At 58.8% G+C, this 18224-nt stretch carries 18 protein-coding genes; 12 read left to right on the top strand and 6 right to left on the bottom strand.

The window, feature by feature from the left end:
- Nucleotides 1–194 precede the first annotated feature (194 nt).
- Complete coding sequence (hemA, locus tag ACXAH3_RS05280; protein ID WP_474861008.1) at nucleotides 195–1418, top strand: 5-aminolevulinate synthase; 1224 nt, start codon at nucleotides 195–197, stop codon at nucleotides 1416–1418.
- Between the two features lie 108 nt (nucleotides 1419–1526).
- Nucleotides 1527–2753, top strand: a complete 1227-nt coding sequence (locus ACXAH3_RS05275) for a helix-turn-helix domain-containing protein (protein WP_474861007.1) — start codon at nucleotides 1527–1529, stop codon at nucleotides 2751–2753.
- A 353-nt stretch (nucleotides 2754–3106) separates the two neighbouring features.
- Here the strand turns inward: ACXAH3_RS05275 and ACXAH3_RS05270 are convergent, their stop codons facing one another.
- The 4 genes from ACXAH3_RS05270 to ccmI all read right to left on the bottom strand — a co-directional run bounded on the left by ACXAH3_RS05270 (nucleotide 3107) and on the right by ccmI (nucleotide 5507).
- Nucleotides 3107–3478: a hypothetical protein gene (locus ACXAH3_RS05270; protein ID WP_474861006.1), complete on the bottom strand. Its 372-nt coding sequence runs from the start codon at nucleotides 3476–3478 to the stop codon at nucleotides 3107–3109.
- A 78-nt stretch (nucleotides 3479–3556) separates the two neighbouring features.
- Nucleotides 3557–3790 (bottom strand): DUF1289 domain-containing protein, encoded by a 234-nt coding sequence (locus ACXAH3_RS05265; protein ID WP_474861005.1) that lies wholly within the window; start codon nucleotides 3788–3790, stop codon nucleotides 3557–3559.
- Nucleotides 3787–4254 (bottom strand): Holliday junction resolvase RuvX, encoded by a 468-nt coding sequence (ruvX, locus tag ACXAH3_RS05260; protein WP_474861004.1) that lies wholly within the window; start codon nucleotides 4252–4254, stop codon nucleotides 3787–3789. The genes ACXAH3_RS05265 and ruvX overlap by 4 nt, the downstream gene beginning before the upstream one ends.
- The gene (ccmI, locus tag ACXAH3_RS05255) at nucleotides 4251–5507 is read right to left on the bottom strand and encodes a c-type cytochrome biogenesis protein CcmI (protein ID WP_474861003.1); all 1257 of its coding nucleotides are present in this window, start codon (nucleotides 5505–5507) and stop codon (nucleotides 4251–4253) included. Before ccmI ends, ruvX begins: the two co-directional genes overlap by 4 nt.
- A gap of 223 nt (nucleotides 5508–5730) precedes the next feature.
- Between ccmI and ACXAH3_RS05250 the strand changes: the two genes are divergently transcribed.
- The 8 genes from ACXAH3_RS05250 to rarD all read left to right on the top strand — a co-directional run bounded on the left by ACXAH3_RS05250 (nucleotide 5731) and on the right by rarD (nucleotide 14140).
- Nucleotides 5731–6978: a sarcosine oxidase subunit beta family protein gene (locus ACXAH3_RS05250; RefSeq protein WP_474861002.1), complete on the top strand. Its 1248-nt coding sequence runs from the start codon at nucleotides 5731–5733 to the stop codon at nucleotides 6976–6978.
- A complete protein-coding gene (locus ACXAH3_RS05245) occupies nucleotides 6978–7427 on the top strand; it encodes a hypothetical protein (protein ID WP_474861001.1) in 450 nt (149 codons plus the stop codon). The genes ACXAH3_RS05250 and ACXAH3_RS05245 overlap by 1 nt, the downstream gene beginning before the upstream one ends.
- On the top strand, nucleotides 7427–7750 hold the full coding sequence (locus tag ACXAH3_RS05240) for a sarcosine oxidase subunit delta (protein ID WP_474861000.1): 324 nt from the start codon (nucleotides 7427–7429) through the stop codon (nucleotides 7748–7750). The genes ACXAH3_RS05245 and ACXAH3_RS05240 overlap by 1 nt, the downstream gene beginning before the upstream one ends.
- Nucleotides 7747–10764, top strand: a complete 3018-nt coding sequence (locus ACXAH3_RS05235) for a sarcosine oxidase subunit alpha family protein (RefSeq protein WP_474860999.1) — start codon at nucleotides 7747–7749, stop codon at nucleotides 10762–10764. The genes ACXAH3_RS05240 and ACXAH3_RS05235 overlap by 4 nt, the downstream gene beginning before the upstream one ends.
- Complete coding sequence (locus ACXAH3_RS05230) at nucleotides 10757–11311, top strand: sarcosine oxidase subunit gamma (protein ID WP_474860998.1); 555 nt, start codon at nucleotides 10757–10759, stop codon at nucleotides 11309–11311. Before ACXAH3_RS05235 ends, ACXAH3_RS05230 begins: the two co-directional genes overlap by 8 nt.
- 703 nt (nucleotides 11312–12014) lie before the next feature.
- Entirely contained in the window at nucleotides 12015–12425 is a 411-nt protein-coding gene (locus tag ACXAH3_RS05225; protein ID WP_474860997.1) for a hypothetical protein, read from the top strand.
- Nucleotides 12426–12520: 95 nt separating this feature from the next.
- Nucleotides 12521–13120, top strand: a complete 600-nt coding sequence (locus tag ACXAH3_RS05220) for a superoxide dismutase (RefSeq protein ID WP_133486430.1) — start codon at nucleotides 12521–12523, stop codon at nucleotides 13118–13120.
- Nucleotides 13121–13225: 105 nt separating this feature from the next.
- Nucleotides 13226–14140 (top strand): EamA family transporter RarD, encoded by a 915-nt coding sequence (gene rarD / locus ACXAH3_RS05215; protein ID WP_474860996.1) that lies wholly within the window; start codon nucleotides 13226–13228, stop codon nucleotides 14138–14140.
- On the opposite strand, the gene ACXAH3_RS05210 is transcribed toward rarD, so the two are convergent.
- Nucleotides 14104–14661 carry an LOG family protein gene (locus ACXAH3_RS05210; RefSeq protein WP_474860995.1) on the bottom strand — a complete coding sequence of 186 codons (558 nt, stop codon included), beginning with the start codon at nucleotides 14659–14661 and terminating at the stop codon, nucleotides 14104–14106. The two genes, rarD and ACXAH3_RS05210, sit on opposite strands and share 37 nt — an antisense overlap.
- 108 nt (nucleotides 14662–14769) lie before the next feature.
- Between ACXAH3_RS05210 and ACXAH3_RS05205 the strand changes: the two genes are divergently transcribed.
- Entirely contained in the window at nucleotides 14770–15867 is a 1098-nt protein-coding gene (locus tag ACXAH3_RS05205; RefSeq protein ID WP_474860994.1) for a LysM peptidoglycan-binding domain-containing protein, read from the top strand.
- Nucleotides 15868–15936: 69 nt separating this feature from the next.
- Here ACXAH3_RS05205 and ACXAH3_RS05200 read toward each other — a convergent pair whose 3' ends face one another.
- Nucleotides 15937–16266, bottom strand: coding sequence for an ArsR/SmtB family transcription factor (locus tag ACXAH3_RS05200; RefSeq protein WP_474860993.1), 330 nt, complete (start codon nucleotides 16264–16266; stop codon nucleotides 15937–15939).
- A gap of 85 nt (nucleotides 16267–16351) precedes the next feature.
- On the opposite strand from ACXAH3_RS05200, the gene ACXAH3_RS05195 reads away from it, so the two are divergent.
- Nucleotides 16352–18178 carry an ABCB family ABC transporter ATP-binding protein/permease gene (locus ACXAH3_RS05195; protein WP_474860992.1) on the top strand — a complete coding sequence of 609 codons (1827 nt, stop codon included), beginning with the start codon at nucleotides 16352–16354 and terminating at the stop codon, nucleotides 18176–18178.
- The last annotated feature ends 46 nt before the right edge of the window (nucleotides 18179–18224 follow it).

The raw sequence follows: 18224 nt of genomic DNA, 5'->3' as shown, positions 1-18224 counted from the left end.
AAGGTCCTATGGACGAGTTGTCGCGTTTGGGCGGAAAGTACTTTCGTTTGAGATGGATCAATGTAAAACCGCGTGCAATCCCGGTAGATGGGTAAGCGAACAGGCGCAATATACGTTTTTTTGAATGCGTTTTGCGGGGGAATCCCTGTATAAGGTTGCGCAGGGAACAGGATGAAACGGCCCGGGAGGGTACTTTGGACTATAATCACAAGCTGGACGAAGCGCTGTCGCGCTTGCATGAGGAAGGTCGCTATCGCACCTTTATCGAGATTGAACGCCGTAAAGGGCAGTTCCCTCATGCCACTTGGACCAAACCCGATGGAAACGAAATGCCGGTCACCGTTTGGTGTGGCAACGACTATCTGGGTATGGGCCAGCATCCGGTTGTGCTTGAAGCCATGCACGAAGCCATCGACGCCACCGGCGCCGGATCTGGCGGCACGCGCAATATCTCGGGCACCACAGTGTATCACAAACGTCTGGAAGCCGAGATTGCGGATCTGCACCAAAAGGAAGAGGCGCTTCTGTTCACCTCGGCCTACATTGCGAATGACGCGACCCTGTCGACGCTGCCCAAGCTGTTCCCTGGCCTGATTATTTATTCGGATGCGCTGAACCACGCTTCGATGATCGAAGGCGTGCGTCGCAATGGCGGTGCTAAGCGTATCTTCCGTCACAATGACGTGGCCCATCTGCGCGAGCTTCTGGAAGCCGATGATCCCGCAGCTCCGAAACTGATCGCTTTTGAAAGCGTCTATTCGATGGATGGCGATTTCGGCCCAATTGAACAAATCTGTGATTTGGCAGACGAGTTCGGCGCGCTGACCTATATCGACGAAGTACACGCTGTTGGCATGTATGGCCCGCGCGGGGCAGGGGTTGCGGAACGTGACAACTTGGCCCACCGGATCGACATCATCAACGGCACGCTGGCGAAAGCCTATGGCGTGATGGGCGGCTATATCGCGGCTTCGGCCAAGATGTGTGATGCGGTACGCTCCTATGCGCCCGGGTTTATCTTCACGACCTCTCTGCCGCCATCTGTGGCAGCAGCAGCGGCGGCGTCGGTCAAGCACTTGAAGACCGATACCGCACTGCGCGAGCAGCACCAGACCCAAGCGAAGATCCTGAAGACGCGCCTGAAGGGCATGGGCCTGCCGATCATCGATCACGGCTCGCATATCGTGCCGGTGATTGTGGGCGACCCGGTCCACACCAAGCAGCTGTCCGACATGTTGTTGGAAAACTTCGGAATTTACGTCCAGCCCATCAACTTCCCGACTGTGCCGCGCGGCACAGAGCGTTTGCGGTTCACGCCGTCGCCGGTGCATGGTCCAGACGAAATGGACACGCTGGTGCGTGCGCTTGACAGCCTATGGTCACATTGTGAGCTAAATCGTGCCGAACTCTCAGCGTAAGCTGAAAGTTAATGTGCACAATTTCGCGTGATGTGTTACTTTCCCTTCAGGGAAACGATGGACCACGAATCGTGCCCTAGGGACAAAGAAGGCATCAGGAGCAGTCGTATGATCGGGCGTTGGAGCACGTCTAAGGTCGAGGAAGAAGAACAACCTACGGGGTTCGATTCCTACGAGGTGCTTCTTGGCGACGTCATGCGCGGCGAACGCGCCACTTTGGGCAAGTCCTTGCTGGATGTTCAGCGCGAGCTGAAAATTAAAGCCACCTATATCGCAGCCATCGAAAACGCAGACCCCACGGCCTTCGCATCGCAAGGATTTATCGCGGGCTATGTGCGGTCCTATGCGCGCTATCTGGGGCTGGATCCCGAATGGGCCTATTCCACCTTCTGTTCCGAAGCCGGGTTCGAAGTTGATCGCGGGTTGTCGAACGGCCTGGTCAGCGAAAAGGCGCCCCAGCGCAAAGTTGAACATCGTGGTGACCCTTTGGCCAACCCGAATGCAAGCTGGGTGCCCCAGAAGGAAAGCATTTTTACCGGAATCGAACCGGGGGCCATCGGATCGATTTCGATGCTGTTGGTTTTGATTGGCGGGCTTGGCTATGGCGGCTGGTCGCTGTTGAAAGAAGTTCAACGCGTCGACTTTGCCCCGATTGAACAGACACCAGGCGTTTTGTCTGAATTGCCTGAATTGGCGTCTGCGACGCCAACGGTGGACGGCTTGGATGGCGAAACCACGCAGGTTGCTGCTGCTGGTCTGAGCACCCCGCCCACGGTCGAAGCGTTGGATCGTCTCTATCGTCCGCAGGCGCTGGAAGTGCCGGTCCTGACCCATCGCGATGCGCCGATTTCGACGCTGAACCCCAATTCGGTTGGCGTTCTGGCTGGGCTGGAAACGCCCGAAGTTGATTTTGGCTCCGAGACGTTCCCCGAAAGTGACACGCGCCTTGCGGCTGCCCTGCCTGTCGAAACGCCTGAAAGCACCGTTCAAGTGCTCGGCGCGGATGCGGCAGATGTGGCCGTCTTCGCCGTTCGCCCCTCGTGGGTGCGTATTCAGGCCGCTGATGGCAGCGTGATCTTTGAAAAGATTTTGGATGCAGGCGAACATTATGTCTTGCCCAAGACCGAACAAGCCCCTGTGCTGCGTTCGGGCAATGCCGGGTCGGTCTATTTCGCCGTGAACGGATCCGCCTATGGTCCGGCGGGCGATGGCCCGTCGGTTGTCAAGAACGTGGCCCTGTCGCAGGACGCGGTGATTGAGAACTTCGCCCTGGCCGATTTGGAAGGCGATGCCGATCTGGCCACCGTCGTGGCCGAGCTTCAGGCCGGAGAATAACCTTTTTGATCTAAATGGTTCGCGGGAAGGGGGCTTTGCCCCTCGAGCCAGCTCAGGGCTCCGCCCGTTCTCAGGCGAAACAGTCTCCCAGACAGTTTCCGGGAAGCCCTCGCCCCCCCAAGGTATTTACGACACGAAAATAAGGGTTCGTTAACCTTGTTCGACTATACCTATAAATGCGGTACAGGCGGTGGCGCCGATGGCCGTACAAGGAAATGAGACATTCATTTCGGGGGGGCTTCGCGCCTCCCTTTTCATTTTCTTGTTCTAAATACCTCATGCGGGGGCAGCGCCCCAACCGGCGCAGCCGGCCACCGCCCCGCGGGGCGCAAGGCACAGCCGCGCGCGCTTGGTTATTTTGAAGACAGGATCTCGCGGATTGGAAAGCGCATGCCTTCTTCCGTGATTAAGGTCAGGCGTGTGCCGCTTTGTACGATCAGATCACAGCGGGTGCTTCCAGTGACAAAGGTGGTGCAGGCAGTCCCATCGGGATTCAATTCGTAGTGCCCCAACCACGTGCCACCTTCGCCGTAAGTGTAGGAATATTCGCCATTTTCGGAATAGACCGACCGTCCACTGTCAAAGAAAACAAGCGTCTTCCCCACAAGTTGGTCTTGCAGTTCTGTAACGGACAAAGGCTGATCATCCGGGCGAGTGCCCCAGTCCTGAGCATGAGCAAAGGTTGGCTGACTGCACAGAATTAGGACCAGTGGAAGTGTGCGCATGAGAGGCACCTGAATGTCTCAGGTTACCATAGCGCGGCGTACAATGCCGTGCAGTCACGTTGCAGTGAAGGTGGGTGATCAGGAGTTCTTCAACCGCGCGCGTCGACCGCCGCGCCGTTTGGTCAAGCTGGATTTGCGGGCCGGCAATTCGTCCATGATGCGCGCGCGTTCTTCGTCGGACATGCCTGACCAGCCGCCGATCTCCTCGATCGAGCGATAGCAACCGGTGCAGATCCGCGCCTGTGGATGGACCACGCAAATCTTTACGCAGGGGCTTGCGATCTCGTTTCGTTTCCAGACGTCGTCTGTCATCCTAGATGCCTCAACCGATCTAATACACCTTGCAGGATATACCCGGCGGCAACGTGGTCGATCACCTCGGCGCGACGCTTTCGGGACGTATCCGCCTCGAGCAGCGCGCGTTCGGCAGCGACGGTGGACAGCCGTTCGTCCCAGAAGCCAATCGGCAGGTCGGTCAGTTTTTCCAGATTGCGGGCAAAAGCGCGTGTGGATTGGCAGCGCGGGCCTTCGGATCCGTCCATGTTGCGGGGCAGACCCAAAATGAGCCCGCCCAATTGTCGGTCTTTGGCAATTTCAAGCAGTCGTTCTGCGTCCAGCGTAAACTTCTTACGCTTGATGGTTTCCAATGGTGTCGCCACCTGCCGGAAACTGTCCGAAACCGCAACGCCAATGGTTTTTGTGCCCAGATCCAGACCGGCAAGGGCAGTCATTGGGGGCAGGGCGGCGGCGAAATCCTCGATGGTTTCAAAGATCATTGCGCGATTCCTGCTTGTTGGGCCGCACGGGTCACGATGGTTAGAGCCTCGGGTTGGGTCGCAAAGGCGGATTGTGCTTCGGCATAGATTGCCGAGGCTTGTTCCGTATCGCCCACAACGCTTAGTGCCATGATCAGGCGGGCCCATTCCGCAGGCGTGCCGCCATAAGCTGCCAACCGGTCGGACAGGCGGGTGATCATGCCTTGAATCATCTCGGCGCGATCTTCTTCGGACAGGTCCGAGGCCGCTTCGATGTCATCGGCAGAGGGACCGCTGAGTTCCGTGTCAGGGGCGGCGGGCGGAATATAGTCTTCGCCTGCGAGTGCTGCGAGGTCTCCGATCTGTTCGCGGATGGCAGGCCACCATTCCGCGTCTGTAGGGCCTTCTTCCAACAGACGACGCCACATGCGGAACGCCAGATCCGGTCGCCCGTTCTGGGCGAACATCAAGCCCGAGTAGAAGCGGGCAAAAGCATGGCGCGGGTCGCGCTCCAGCGCGCTGCGCAGCATTCCTTCCGCTTCGGGCGAGACAAAGCCGCCAGCGGCGTTGATCATCAGCTCGGCCTGACGGGCGTAATCATCCGGTGTGGCAGTATCGCCTTTGAGATCAAGCAGTTGCCCCATCGCCGTGCGCGCGGCCACCATGTTTCCGAGGGCGGCTTCATGTTGTGCCAACAAGTCCAAACCGCGCGGGTCATCGGGGCGACCAGCGACAGCCTTGCGCAAGCCATCGACCAGTTCAAGATAATCCGCGGGGGCATCGGCAGGCGGTCCTGCCCAAATTGGCATTTGCGCTTCGGCCTGCGCTTGCGACGGGCGATTCTGGCGCATCTCGTCGCTGATGGCGATGCGTTTGGCGCGTCCGAAATCCGGGGCGCCGGGAACGCCGATAGTCCAGTAAAGTCCAAAGCTGCCCACCGCCAACACAAGGGCGATGATCCCCATCGTTGCGCGGGTCAGACCTTGAGGCGTTTCACCCGAGGTTTTACGCGCCTGTGCGGCCTTGTCAGCGTCCAGCAATCGGCGCGAGATCTCGACACGGGCGCGGTCGGCGTCTTCCTTCGACACGGTGCCACGGGCAATGTCGCGGTCGAGCTCAGACAGTTGATCACGATAGACCTTCATGTCGGATGTGATCGTCGCGCCGTCCTCGGTCGGATCTGCCGCAGGGCGCGCCAGCATCCGCCGCGCCAGCAGAAGAATGGTCGCGAAAGTGGCAGCGCCAATTATGGCCCAGAATGCCAAGTTTTCCATGTATCCTCCGCGCGGCTTTGCAATCACTAGCTCACACCATGTAATGCGCTATGGCCTGTCGCAAAACCCCAGATGCGGACCTGCGACAATCGGCTTGCCGTAAAAGTGACGTGATTTGTGGAATATGTCGTCTTTTTCCAATCAAATGACGCTGGCCTTGGATGGTGTCGTGTCGCTTGGGCGTAAAACCGACACAAACCGAAAACCCAGACAGGGGAATCGCATGCGACGTTATTCGGCATTTGCCATCGCGCGGGAGGCCGCGCGCTATCACACTGGATGGGAGCGGGCTTGGAAATCGCCCAAACCCAAGAAGAAATACGATGTGGTGATCGTAGGGGCTGGGGGCCACGGACTGGCCACGGCGTTTTATCTGGGCAAGAATTTCGGGATCACCAATGTGGCGATCATCGAAAAAGGTTGGCTGGGGGGCGGCAACACGGGTCGTAACACCACCATCATCCGCTCGAACTATCTTCAGGATCCCTCGGCGGCGATCTATGAGAAAGCGCGCTCGCTCTACGAGACCATGTCGCAGGATCTGAACTATAACGTCATGTTCTCGCCCCGCGGCGTCATGATGCTGGCCCAGACCGAGCACGAAGTGCGCGGCTATGAGCGCACGGCGCATGCCAACGCGTTGCAAGGTGTGGCGACCGAGTTCATCTCGCCTGAGCGTGTGAAGGAACTGGTGCCGATCATGAACATCAACGGCCCGCGCTATCCTGTTCTGGGCGCGCTGTGGCAGGCCCGTGGCGGCACCGCACGTCACGATGCGGTCGCGTGGGGCTATGCCCGTGCGTGTTCCGACATGGGTATGGACATCATCCAGAAATGCGAAGTGACCGGCGTGCGCCAAGAAGGCGGCAACGTCACCGGCGTCGAAACCACACACGGTCAGATCGACTGCGATAAGCTAGCAATGGTTGTCGCGGGCAACGCGGGCCACCTGGCCGAGATGGCGGGCTTCCGTCTGCCGATGGAAAGCGTTGCCCTGCAAGCTCTGGTTTCTGAACCGATCAAACCCTGTATCGACGTGGTCGTCATGGCCAACACCGTACACGGCTATATGTCACAATCCGACAAGGGCGAGTTGGTGATTGGCGGCGGCACTGACGGGTTCAACAACTACACCCAGCGCGGATCGTTCCACCACGTGGAAGAGACCGTCCGCGCTCTGGTCGAGACCTTCCCGATCATCTCGCGCCTGAAGATGCTGCGCCAATGGGGAGGCATCGTGGATGTGACCGGCGACCGCTCGCCCATCATCGGCAAGACGCCTTTGGGCAACTGCTTCATCAACTGCGGCTGGGGCACCGGCGGCTTCAAATCGATCCCCGGATCGGGCTGGGCCATGGCCGAGACCGTTGCGAAGGGCGAGCCGGGGTCGCTGGCCGCCGAGTTCGGTCTGAACCGCTTCACCGAGGGACGCTTTATCGATGAAAGCGTGGCTGCGGGGGTGGCTCACTGATGGGCAAGCTTCTCACGCCAATATTGCTTCTCGCTTCGAGCATGACGCTGGCAGCTTGCATGAAGCAGGGTCGTGATTTTTCACCATTTCCGGAGTTTCTGGATTGCACATACGGCCAAGTATTTGCTGAACCAGACATTCCCAAGGGTTTTTATGTTGATTTCAAAAACGAGGATATCCTGACCCCGAGAGGGATCGAACCGATGTCTTTTAAGCGACATAGAGGCTGGGATGTTGACCTTCGTATAACTGATCCCATCGGAGGGGTCGCAGTTTTCTATGTTGATCCAAGGGGGCGTCAGGAGTCGTGGGAGCCAAGGCCGCCAAGCTTTGTGGTGACACGAAATAGCAGCGGTGGTTTCAGCCTGCAGGTGGGGCTGCCAGAAGAAGTTGATCCTGAATATGCACTTAGACCGATCCCCTGCAGTACAAATCCGGAGGCAGAGTAATGCTGATCCTTGAATGCCCCTATTGCGGCGTAATGGCCGATGAAACGGACCTGCATGGCGGCGGCGAAGCGCATCTGAAGCGCTTTGGTCCCGGCTCGTCTGATGACGAGTTCGAAACCTATCTGTTCCACCGCAAGAACCCGAAAGGCGTTCATTTTGAACGCTGGCGGCATGTCTCGGGTTGCGGCAAATGGTTTCACGCGGCGCGCAACACCCTGACGCTTGAGGTTTACGGCACGTACGCGGCCCAGACCTATGAGCCGCCGAAAGAGCTGGTCGCCAAGATCAAGAAGAAACATCCTGAGTGGGGGGGCTACGAATGAGCACCCGTCTGGCACAAGGCGGTCGTCTGATCGACCGTTCGAAACCGAAAAACTTCACCTTCAACGGCAAACGTATGAAGGGCTACGAGGGCGACACGCTGGCCGCTGCACTTCTGGGCGAAGACCAGATGCTGGTGGGTCGGTCGTTCAAATACCACCGCCCGCGTGGGATCGTAGCCTCTGGCGCGGAAGAGCCGAACGCTTTGGTCAATCTGGGGCAGGGCGATCGCTTTGAACCCAACCAGCGCGTCACCACGACCGAGCTGTTTGACGGTCTGACCTGCACCTCGCAGAACCACTGGCCGAGCCTTGAGTTCGATGTGGGTGTGGTGAACAACTATGCCGCGCGCTTCCTGCCGGCGGGGTTCTACTACAAGACCTTCATGGCCCCCGCGGCTGCGTGGAAGCACGTTTTTGAACCGGTGATCCGTAAATCCGCCGGTCTGGGACAGGTTCCGACCGAGGCCGATGTAGATCGCTACGAGCATTACTATCACCACACTGATGTCGTCATCATTGGCGGCGGTGTGGCCGGTCTGGCCTCGGCTCTGGCCGCGGGCCGTTCGGGCGCGAAAGTTTTGGTGATGGAGCAAACCCATCACTGGGGTGGCCGCGCAGCTGTTGATGGCGGCGAGATCGACGGGCAGTCGGTGGACGCGTGGATCGAGGCCACTCTGGCCGAGCTTTCCGCGATGGAGAACGTCACCCTGCGCACCCGCATGATGGCCTCGGGCGTTTATGACCACGGCTATGTGCTGGGCTACGAGCGTGTGGCAGATCACACGCCGGGCGATGGGCGTCCGCGTCACCGTCTGTGGCGCATCCGCACCCAGCAGATCGTGACCGCAACCGGCGCGATTGAACGGCCCTTGTCCTTTGCAGGCAACGACATTCCCGGCGTCATGCTGGCCTCGGCCGTGCGCGATTACGTGGTGAACTGGGGCGTGTCCATTGGCGACCGCACCGTGGTTGTGACCAACAACGACGACGGCTATCGCACCGCGCTGGTGCTGAAAGAGGCCGGGCTGGACGTGCCTGCGGTTCTCGACGCTCGGCCCGTGGCATCCGGCCCGCTGGCCGAAGCCGCCCGCGCCGCTGGTATCCGGGTCGAACCGGGTCGCGCCATCGCCAAGGTGCATGGCGGCAAGCGCGTGACCGGCGTGTCGATCTGTCTTCAGGCGGGCGAGGGCTCGGCATTGGAAGAGATCAAATGCGACGCGGTTGCCATGTCCGGCGGCTGGTCCCCGGTTGTGCACATGTGGTCCCATTGCGGTGGCAAACTGATCTGGGACGAGGCGCAAGCGCATTTCCGCCCCGATTCAAACCGCGCGCCGACCAGCCATGACGGCGAAGCGTTTGTTGTGACGGCAGGCACGGCCTCGGGCGCGATGTCATTGGCTGACACGCTGGAAGATGCTTACGGCGCAGGTAAGGCGGCGGCCAAAGCGGCGGGCGGCAAAGCAGTACGCAAGGCGGGTCCGAAAGCGGACGCCGAGGATGCACAGCCCATGGCGCCTGTCTGGATCATGCCGCAAGGCGCGGGTCCTGAGAAGCGCATGAAGATGTGGCTGGATTATCAGAACGACGTGAAGGTTTCCGACGTTCAGCTGGCGGCCCGCGAAGGCTATGAAAGTGTCGAACATACCAAGCGTTACACCACGTTGGGCATGGCGACCGATCAGGGGAAACTTTCCAATATCAATGGCTTGGCGGTTCTTTCTGATGCTCTGGATCAAGAGATCCCGACCACCGGAACCACCACCTTCCGCCCGCCATACACGCCGATCAGCTTCGGTGCGATTGCAGGCGAAGCCCGCCACGAAATCTTCCAGCCAATCCGTCGCACCCCGATGCATCAGTGGCACGAAGATGCGGGCGCCTATATGGAGCCGGTCGGTCACTGGCGTCGTCCCTATTGCTATGCCAAGCCGGGTGAAACCAACGAACAGGCCGTGCATCGCGAGGTTCTGAACACTCGCGAAAACCTCGGGCTGCTGGATGCCTCGACGCTGGGCAAGCTGATCGTGAAAGGCCCCGACGCGGGCAAGTTCATGGACATGATGTACACCAACATGATGTCGAACTTGGCTGTCGGGAAATGCCGTTACGGTCTGATGTGCTCGGAAAACGGGTTCCTGTCGGATGATGGTGTTGTGGCGCGCATCGACGAGGATACATGGCTTTGCCACACCACCTCGGGTGGCGCGGACCGCATCCACGCGTGGATGGAGGAATGGCTGCAGACCGAATGGTGGGATTGGAAAGTTTATGTCGCCAACGTGACCGAGCAGCTGGCGCAGGTCGCCGTGGTTGGCCCCAACGCCCGCAAGGTGCTGGAAAAGCTTGGCGGGATGGACGTGTCGAAAGAAACGCTGCCTTTCATGCAGTGGAAGGACGGGACCATCGGCGGGTTCGACGCACGCGTCTATCGCATCTCGTTCTCGGGCGAGCTGTCCTATGAAATCGCCGTGCCCGCCAGCCAAGGCCGCGCCTTCTGGGATGCGCTTCTAGAGGCCGGGGAAGAGTTCGGCGTGATGCCTTACGGCACCGAGTGTCTGCACATCATGCGCGCCGAGAAGGGCTTTATCATGATCGGGGACGAAACCGACGGTACCGTGATCCCGCAGGATCTGGGGCTGAACTGGGCGATTTCCAAGAAAAAGGAAGACTTCCTTGGCAAACGCGCGCAGCAGCGGTCACACATGACAGATCCCGAGCGCTGGAAGCTGGTGGGTCTGGAAACGCTAGACAGTTCTGTCCTGCCAGACGGGGCTTATGCTGTGGGCGAGGGCAACAATGTCCACGGCCAACGCAACATGATTGGGCGCGTGACCTCGACCTATTATTCGCCGACGCTGAAGAAAGGCATCGCGATGGGGTTGGTCAAGCACGGGCCGGACCGGATGGGTGAAGTCATTGACTTCCCGACTGTCGATGGCTCGAACACGGTGATCAAGGCGCGGATCTGCGATCCGGTCTTCTATGACAAGGACGGGGAGAAGCAGAATGTCTAACGCTGTATCCGCACTCCAAGGCGCGTCGTTTGACGGCTATTGTAAGATCGAAGAGGCCGGCTTGACTGGTATGATCACCCTGCGCGGGGACCTTGCTTCCAAGGGCGTTGCCAAGGCGGTGAAAGCCGCCACAGGGGCTGCTATTCCGGGGCAGGGCGAGGTTACAGAAGGCGCCAAGGGCCGCGTTGGCTGGATGTCACCGGACGAGCTGTTGTTGATCGTCGATTACACTGACGCCGAGGCCATTGTTGACGCAGCAACCGAGTCGTTGGGCGACGAGCATTCATTGGTGGTGAACGTGTCCGACGCCCGCGCGGTTTATCGCGTGAAAGGTGCTGCCTGTCGCGAGGTGATCGCCAAACTGACGCCCGCCGACACTTCCGTCATGCAACCCGGTATGCTGCGCCGTACCCGCATTGCGCAGATCCCAGCGGCGTTCTATCTGGAAGACGACGAAACCGTGGTGTTGGTCTGCTTCCGATCAGTCGCGCAATACGCGTTCGATCTGCTGAAAGACGCGGCGCGGACTGGTGGCGAGGTCTGGTAAGTCGGCCCCCTCTTTAGGATATAAATACTTGCTACCTTTGCGGGAAAATGTCTATTTTCGCACCGTGTAAAACGGTAATGATTGTCTACCTCGACCTGTTGCCAGAGATGGTGCAGGCCGAGGTTTTTTCGACATTGTGACAGGTAAAGCGGGCCGGGATACTGATTCTCGAAGCGCATTCTATTGGATCACCGTATTGATGTGATCAGATCCGAGCTCTGGGATCCCTTTATCCGGTATTTCGTCGGGCACCCAAAACATGTGCGCGTGATTGGAATAACGCCAGGCGTGAAACATTCTTGCGGGATTTCAGGGGCTTGACGAACCTGGTTGCCGTCAAGAGACATGTTGCTTCGCCTTACAATCCGGGGCGGCGTTGCTGAAATCCTCTTTGCATGAGAATCGGATTCAAAACGCGCGAATACCAGCGTCCACCGCGGCGGGGCGCTGATCTGGCTTTAAAACAACCATAAAACAACCATGGGCGTTTCCGGATTGCGAACTGATGACCAATTTTCACCGCATTGTTCGCTCAACCTATGTGTGATCTTGTATTGGTTGAAGTTGCGGTTGTTTCGATTTACCCCTGCACGCAGTAAATTTGTTGAGCAGAGATATCAGAGTTTTGACGAGTTCTGGTTCGATCATCCCCAAGTGAAATGAGGTGCTCGAACTGCTTGGCGTAGTATTGAGGATACATCAAATGAAATTCATCCCGACCTTCGGACTGATGGCCGCATTGACCATCGCAGCTGCCCCTGCAACTGCCAAAACATACGATTGCAGCGTGAAGGATCAAGGTAACCTGAACTGGATCCCAGAACGTATTGTTATCAAGCATGATGAAAATACAGGTGATGTCAGCGTGATTGACGGAATGATCAATCACTGGATGGGTGGCCCAATTGCCGGTAAAGTGAACACAAAAAACGACAAGCGCATCACGTTCGGTTGGAGATTGAAAGGGGCCAAGTCGTCAAGCGCCGGTCAGACAAATATCAGCGTGGTCTACTCTGCCACAGTCTTCCCGGACGGTCGGGTAACTGTTTCCGGCAAGCCTCTTCGCTATTCAAACACGTTTCGTGGCAAAGGCGGCTGCAAAATCACCAAGTAATCTTGCGCGATGAGGGGAGGTCCCCCTTGACCTTCCCCCATCCGCTGCCCCATCTAATAGGCAACGGAAACACGCATTGAACAGGGGGCCCTATTATGGCTTTTGAACTTCCCGATCTTCCTTACGCACACGATGCTCTGGCCGAGTTTGGCATGTCGGCTGAAACCATGGAGTTTCACCACGACCTGCACCACAAGGCTTATGTCGACAACGGCAACAAGCTGATCGCCGGCACCGAGTGGGAGGGCAAGACCCTCGAAGAGATCATTGTTGGCACCTATGACGACAAAGCTGTCGCGCAAAACGGTATCTTCAACAACATCTCGCAGCTGTGGAACCACAACCAGTTCTGGGAAATGATGGGCCCGGGCAAAGTTGCCATGCCGGGTGAGCTTGAAAAAGCGATCACCGAAAGCTTCGGTTCGGTTGACGAGTTCAAGTCGCAGTTCTCGGCTGCTGGCGCTGGTCAGTTCGGTTCGGGCTGGGCATGGCTGGTGAAGAACGCTGACGGTTCTCTGGCTGTGACCAAAACCGAAAACGGCGTGAACCCGCTGTGCTTTGGTCAGACCGCGCTTCTGGGCTGCGACGTTTGGGAGCACTCGTACTATATCGACTTCCGCAACAAGCGCCCCGCTTACCTGTCGAACTTCCTCGACAATCTGGTCAACTGGGAAAACGTGGCTTCGCGCCTGTAACCCATGCGGGCGTGATGCCCCAGATCACGAAACAAGATGCGGCTGCCCCTTGGGTGGCCGCTTTTTTTGTGCCAAGTCTGCGGGGCAGGAGGGCAGGAGGGCCGCATGAGTGACACAACCAAAGGCGTTATTGCCATCATCGTGGCCTGCACCGTCTGGGGCCTGTCGCCGCTATACTATTATGCGCTTGCTCATGTGCCGCCTTTGGAGCTTCTCAGCCATCGCTCGCTTTGGTCACTGGTGCTGCTGGGGCTCTATCTGACGCTGCAAGGCCGCTTGAAAGAGCTGCCCGCCCTGATGACCGGGCGCACGGCGCTTTTGGTGTTGTTGGCGGCTGTGATGATCTCGGTCAATTGGGGTGGGTTCATCCTGTCGGTACAAGTCGGCATGGTGGTCGAGGCCAGCCTTGGCTATTTCATCTTCCCGCTGATCATGGCAACGCTGGGGGTGGTTTTCTTTTCCGAAAGCCTTTCTGCCAGCAAGCTGACCGCGGTGCTTTTGGCCGCTGTTGCGGTGCTGGTCCTGACCTTGGGTCTGGGCGTCGCCCCATGGCTGGCGCTGCTGCTTGGTGGTACCTTTGCAGCCTATAGCGTGATTAAGAAATTGATCGCAGCTGGCCCGGTGGTCAGCGTCACCGCCGAGGTTCTGTTCCTTGCTCCGCTTGCGCTGATCTGGCTTTGGGGCACACATACGCAGGGCTGGGACGGGATTGTGGGCCGCAATGGGGCTGTTTTTGGGTCAAACCTTGTGACGAGCGCTATGTTGATCGGGTCAGGGCTGCTGACCGGCGGCCCGCTGATGCTGTTCAGCTATGCCTCGCGCCGCCTGACTTTATCGACTGTGGGCGTGGTGCAATACCTGAACCCCAGTCTTCAATTCCTCTGCGCCGTTGCCATATTGGGCGAGACCGTCACGCTTTGGCACATGATTGCCTTCCCGATGATCTGGGCGGCGCTGGCGATCTACTCGGCAGGTGCTTACCGTCAGGACAGAGCCGCGCGCAAAGCAGCCACAGCCTGATCCACGTCGTCCACAACCGTGACGAAGCCTTTCAGGCTGTCTTCGGCAAAGCCTTCTGCGATCACGTGATCCAGCAGCCCGATCAACGGATCCCAGAACCCGTTCACATTGAGAAGTAACACCGGCTTGTCATGCAGCCCCAACTGGCGCCATGTCAGGATCTCAAAAAACTCGTCCAGCGATCCTGCCCCGCCGGGCAGCACAACCACCGCGTCCGAGTTCATGAACATGACCTTTTTGCGCTCGTGCATGTTCTCGGTCACGATAAAGCTGGTCAGGTCGCGCTTGCCGACCTCCCAGTTCAGAAGGTGTTCGGGGATCACGCCGAACGTGTCCGCGCCTGCATGCTGGGCGGCTTTCGCAACGGCGCCCATAAGGCCTACATCGCCCGCACCGTATACCAGCCGCCAGTTATTATCGGCCAGCGCTGCTCCCAGCCCCTCGGCGCTGGCGCGATAGGCCGGATCTTTGCCCATACGCGAGCCGCAGTAAACGCAAATCGAAGCAGTGTGTTGTGTCATGAGGGCCCCCGAAACGCCGATTTTGGAATGATCTTTTGACCGGTGTTAGCGGTATTGCTAGGCTCGGACAAGATGATGGCGACAGTAAGATCGCAACAGGGGAACCAGATGGCGGAAAACGCAGGCAGCGCTTCGGGCGCTGGTAAGGTGTGGATCGGAATTGGGGCCGCTGCGGTCGTCGCGGCGCTGGGGTTTTTTGCCATCGGATTGCAGGATCCGGTTCCGGAAGTAACCACAGAAACCACCACAGAATCCACTTCAGAAGCGACCCCGGAAACGGGCGCCGAAGACACCCCAGCCGCACAGGCAACGCCCAAGCCTCTGGCCGATGCGCCCGGATTTGACGTGGTCCGCGTCGATCCCGAAGGCCGCACCGTGGTCGCAGGCCACGCAGCACCCGGCGCAAACGTGCAGCTTTCCATGAACGGCGAGCCGATCGAGATGCTGAATGCCGATGACGCAGGTAATTTCGTCGCCCTGCTGGACCTGTCGATCACTGAGCCGGGCCAGCTAAGCCTGCAAACGATGGATGAGACCGGCGACGCGACCCAAGACGCGGCCCCAGCCCAAACTGTCCTGATTGAACCCCGCGCGCCACTGCCGATGCCGGAGCCCGTGCCGGACGCACCCGCCGCAGCTGGCAACGACGTCACCGCACCGCAATCTGAAGCACCCCGCGTGCTGTTGGCCGACGACGACGGTATCACCGTCTTGCAAGACGAGGTCAGCGACCTGACCGTTCAGAACATCATCATCGACGCCATCTCGTACGATGATCAGGGCGAGGTCGCCTTGTCCGGCCGCGCCTCGGGCGGGGGCGCACTGCGAGTTTATCTGGACAATGATCCGATCCAAACTGCGCCCATACCGGAAAACGGCCAATGGCGTCTGCCGCTGCCGGATGTGGCCGCCGGGGTCTATACGCTGCGTGTGGATGAGCTTGCCGCTGATGGCACCGTCACCTCGCGCACCGAAACCCCGTTCAAACGCGAAGACGTGTCGCAGATCGCCGCAACGGCCCCGACTTCCGAGAACTCTGCCAAAGTCGAGGCCGTCACGGTTCAACCCGGTTCGACCCTCTGGGCCATCGCGCGCGAGACATGGGGCGAGGGGCTGCTTTACGTGCGTGTGTTTGACGCCAACAAAGATCAGATTAAGGACCCCGACCTGATTTATCCGGGGCAGGTTTTCACCATTCCGGAATAGCTCAGCGCCCATATTTTCTTGTTCTAAATACCTTGGGGTGAGCCCCAATGGGGCGAGGGGCAAAGCCCCTTACTTGGCAAGCGCAGTCGGAACAATACAGCCGGAAATCTCGGCAGCCCCTGCGCAGCAATCATTCAGCAAATAAGAAATCACGCCCCCAAGTGCCGCCCGATCCGCCGCATAAATCACATGCCGGCTTTCTTTGCGCGAGGTTAGAAGCCCCGCTTGTTCCAGCTGCGACAAATGAAACGACAGACCCGAGGCGGACACCCCAAGCGTCTGCGCAATCTCTCCGGCGCACAGCCCGTCATCGCCACGCGGTACCAGCAGACGCACGATCTCAAGCCGTGTGTCATGGGCCATGGCAGACAGGGATTTCAGGACTCGACTCTGTTTCATAGTTCAAATATTGATGAAATATTGAAACGACGCAAGCCAGAACCTTGCGTCGCCCGACTTCTCATAGCTGCTAGGACCTAACGCAATGGCGCCAAGCCAAATCACTTCAACCGAGCTTCCAGACAACAATTGGCGCACCATCAGGCGCGTCGCGCCTTACCTTTGGCCCGAGGATCAGCCTTGGGTGAAACGCCGCGTTGTGCTGGCGATGTTGGCACTTCTTTTGTCCAAGATTGTCGCCGTGACAACACCCTGGTTCTATGGTTGGGCCGTGAACGAGTTGGCAGGCGAGGGCACCGCCCCAGCCTATCTTCTGGGGATTGGGGCCGTCGGTTTGACCTTGGCTTACGGTATGGCGCGGGTCATGACCAACGGGTTTCAGCAACTGCGCGATGCGATCTTCGCCCGTGTTGGCCAACGTGCGCTACGCCAATTGGCGCTGGAAACCTTCACTCATATTCACCGCCTGTCCATGCGCTATCACATCACGCGAAAGACCGGCGGTTTAAGCCGCATCATCGAGCGTGGCGTGAAAGGGGTCGAGTTCCTGTTGCGCTTCCTGCTCTTTTCGATGGGGCCGCTGATACTCGAGCTGGGCTTGATTGCGCTGATCCTGTTTGTGACGTTCGACGTCTGGTATCTGGCCGTCGTCGTGGTCACGATCTGGGCCTATGTCTGGTTCACCTTCAAAGTGACCGAATGGCGCGTGCGTATCCGCAAGGAAATGAACGACCAAGACACGGACGCCAACCAAAAGGCCATTGATTCACTGCTGAACTTCGAGACCGTCAAGTATTTCGGTGCCGAAAAGCGCGAGGCGGAACGCTATGACAGCGCGATGGCGGGGTACGAACAGGCCGCCTTGAAGACGTCTTATTCGCTGGCTTTCCTGAACTTCGGGCAGGCGCTTTTGATCACCGGCGGCTTGGTCGCTGTCATGGTTTTGGCGGCTGTTGGCGTACAGAATGGCCAGTTGACCGTTGGCGATTTCGTCATGGTGAACGCCTATATGATCCAAATCACCATGCCCCTGAATTTCCTTGGCACGGTCTATCGCGAGATCCGGCAGGCGCTGGTGGATATGAGCGAGATGTTTGACCTGCTGGAGCAGCCCGCCGACGTGACCGACAAGCCAAACGCGGCCGAGATTTCGGTGAATGGCGGTGCGCTGTCGTTCAAAGACGTGCATTTCGGCTATGACGCCGCGCGGCCCATTCTGAAAGGTGTTTCGTTGGATGTGGGCGCGGGGAAAACCGTGGCCATTGTGGGTCCGTCCGGGTCGGGCAAGTCCACCATTGGGCGGCTTTTGTTCCGGTTTTATGATGTGAACGGCGGCAGCCTGTCCATCGACGGGCAAGACGTGCGCGACGTGACCCAAGACAGCCTGCACGCGCAGATCGGCGTGGTGCCTCAAGACACAGTGCTGTTCAACGATACGGTGCTTTATAACATCGCCTATGGCCGCCCAGAAGCCTCGCGGTCCGAGATCGAGGCCGCTGCAAAGGCCGCCAAGATTCACGACTTCATTATGGATTTGCCCGAAGGTTATGAGACCCAAGTGGGCGAGCGCGGTTTGAAATTGTCAGGTGGTGAAAAGCAGCGCGTGGGCATTGCGCGCACGCTTTTGAAGAACCCACCGATCCTGCTGTTGGACGAGGCGACATCCGCCTTGGACAGCCAGACCGAGCGCGACATTCAGGACAGCCTCAGCGAGATGGGGCAGGGACGCACGGTGATCACCATCGCGCACCGCCTGTCCACCATCGTAGATGCGGATGAGATCGTGGTGTTGGAAGCAGGCATCATCGTCGAGCAAGGCACCCATGACGAGCTTTTGGAGCGCGGTGGCCGCTATGCCGCGATGTGGGCGCGTCAAGCCAGCGAGGACGAGCCGGCGGCGCTGGCGGGCTGACCGGGCCCAAGGCTTTGAAAAGATGAAAGGCGCGGATCCCTCCGCG

The organism is Aliiroseovarius sp. ABM4_368 (assembly GCF_056161205.1).
The sequence above is the reverse complement of the archived record's forward strand: the minus strand, read 5'-3'. Positions and strand labels throughout refer to the sequence as shown.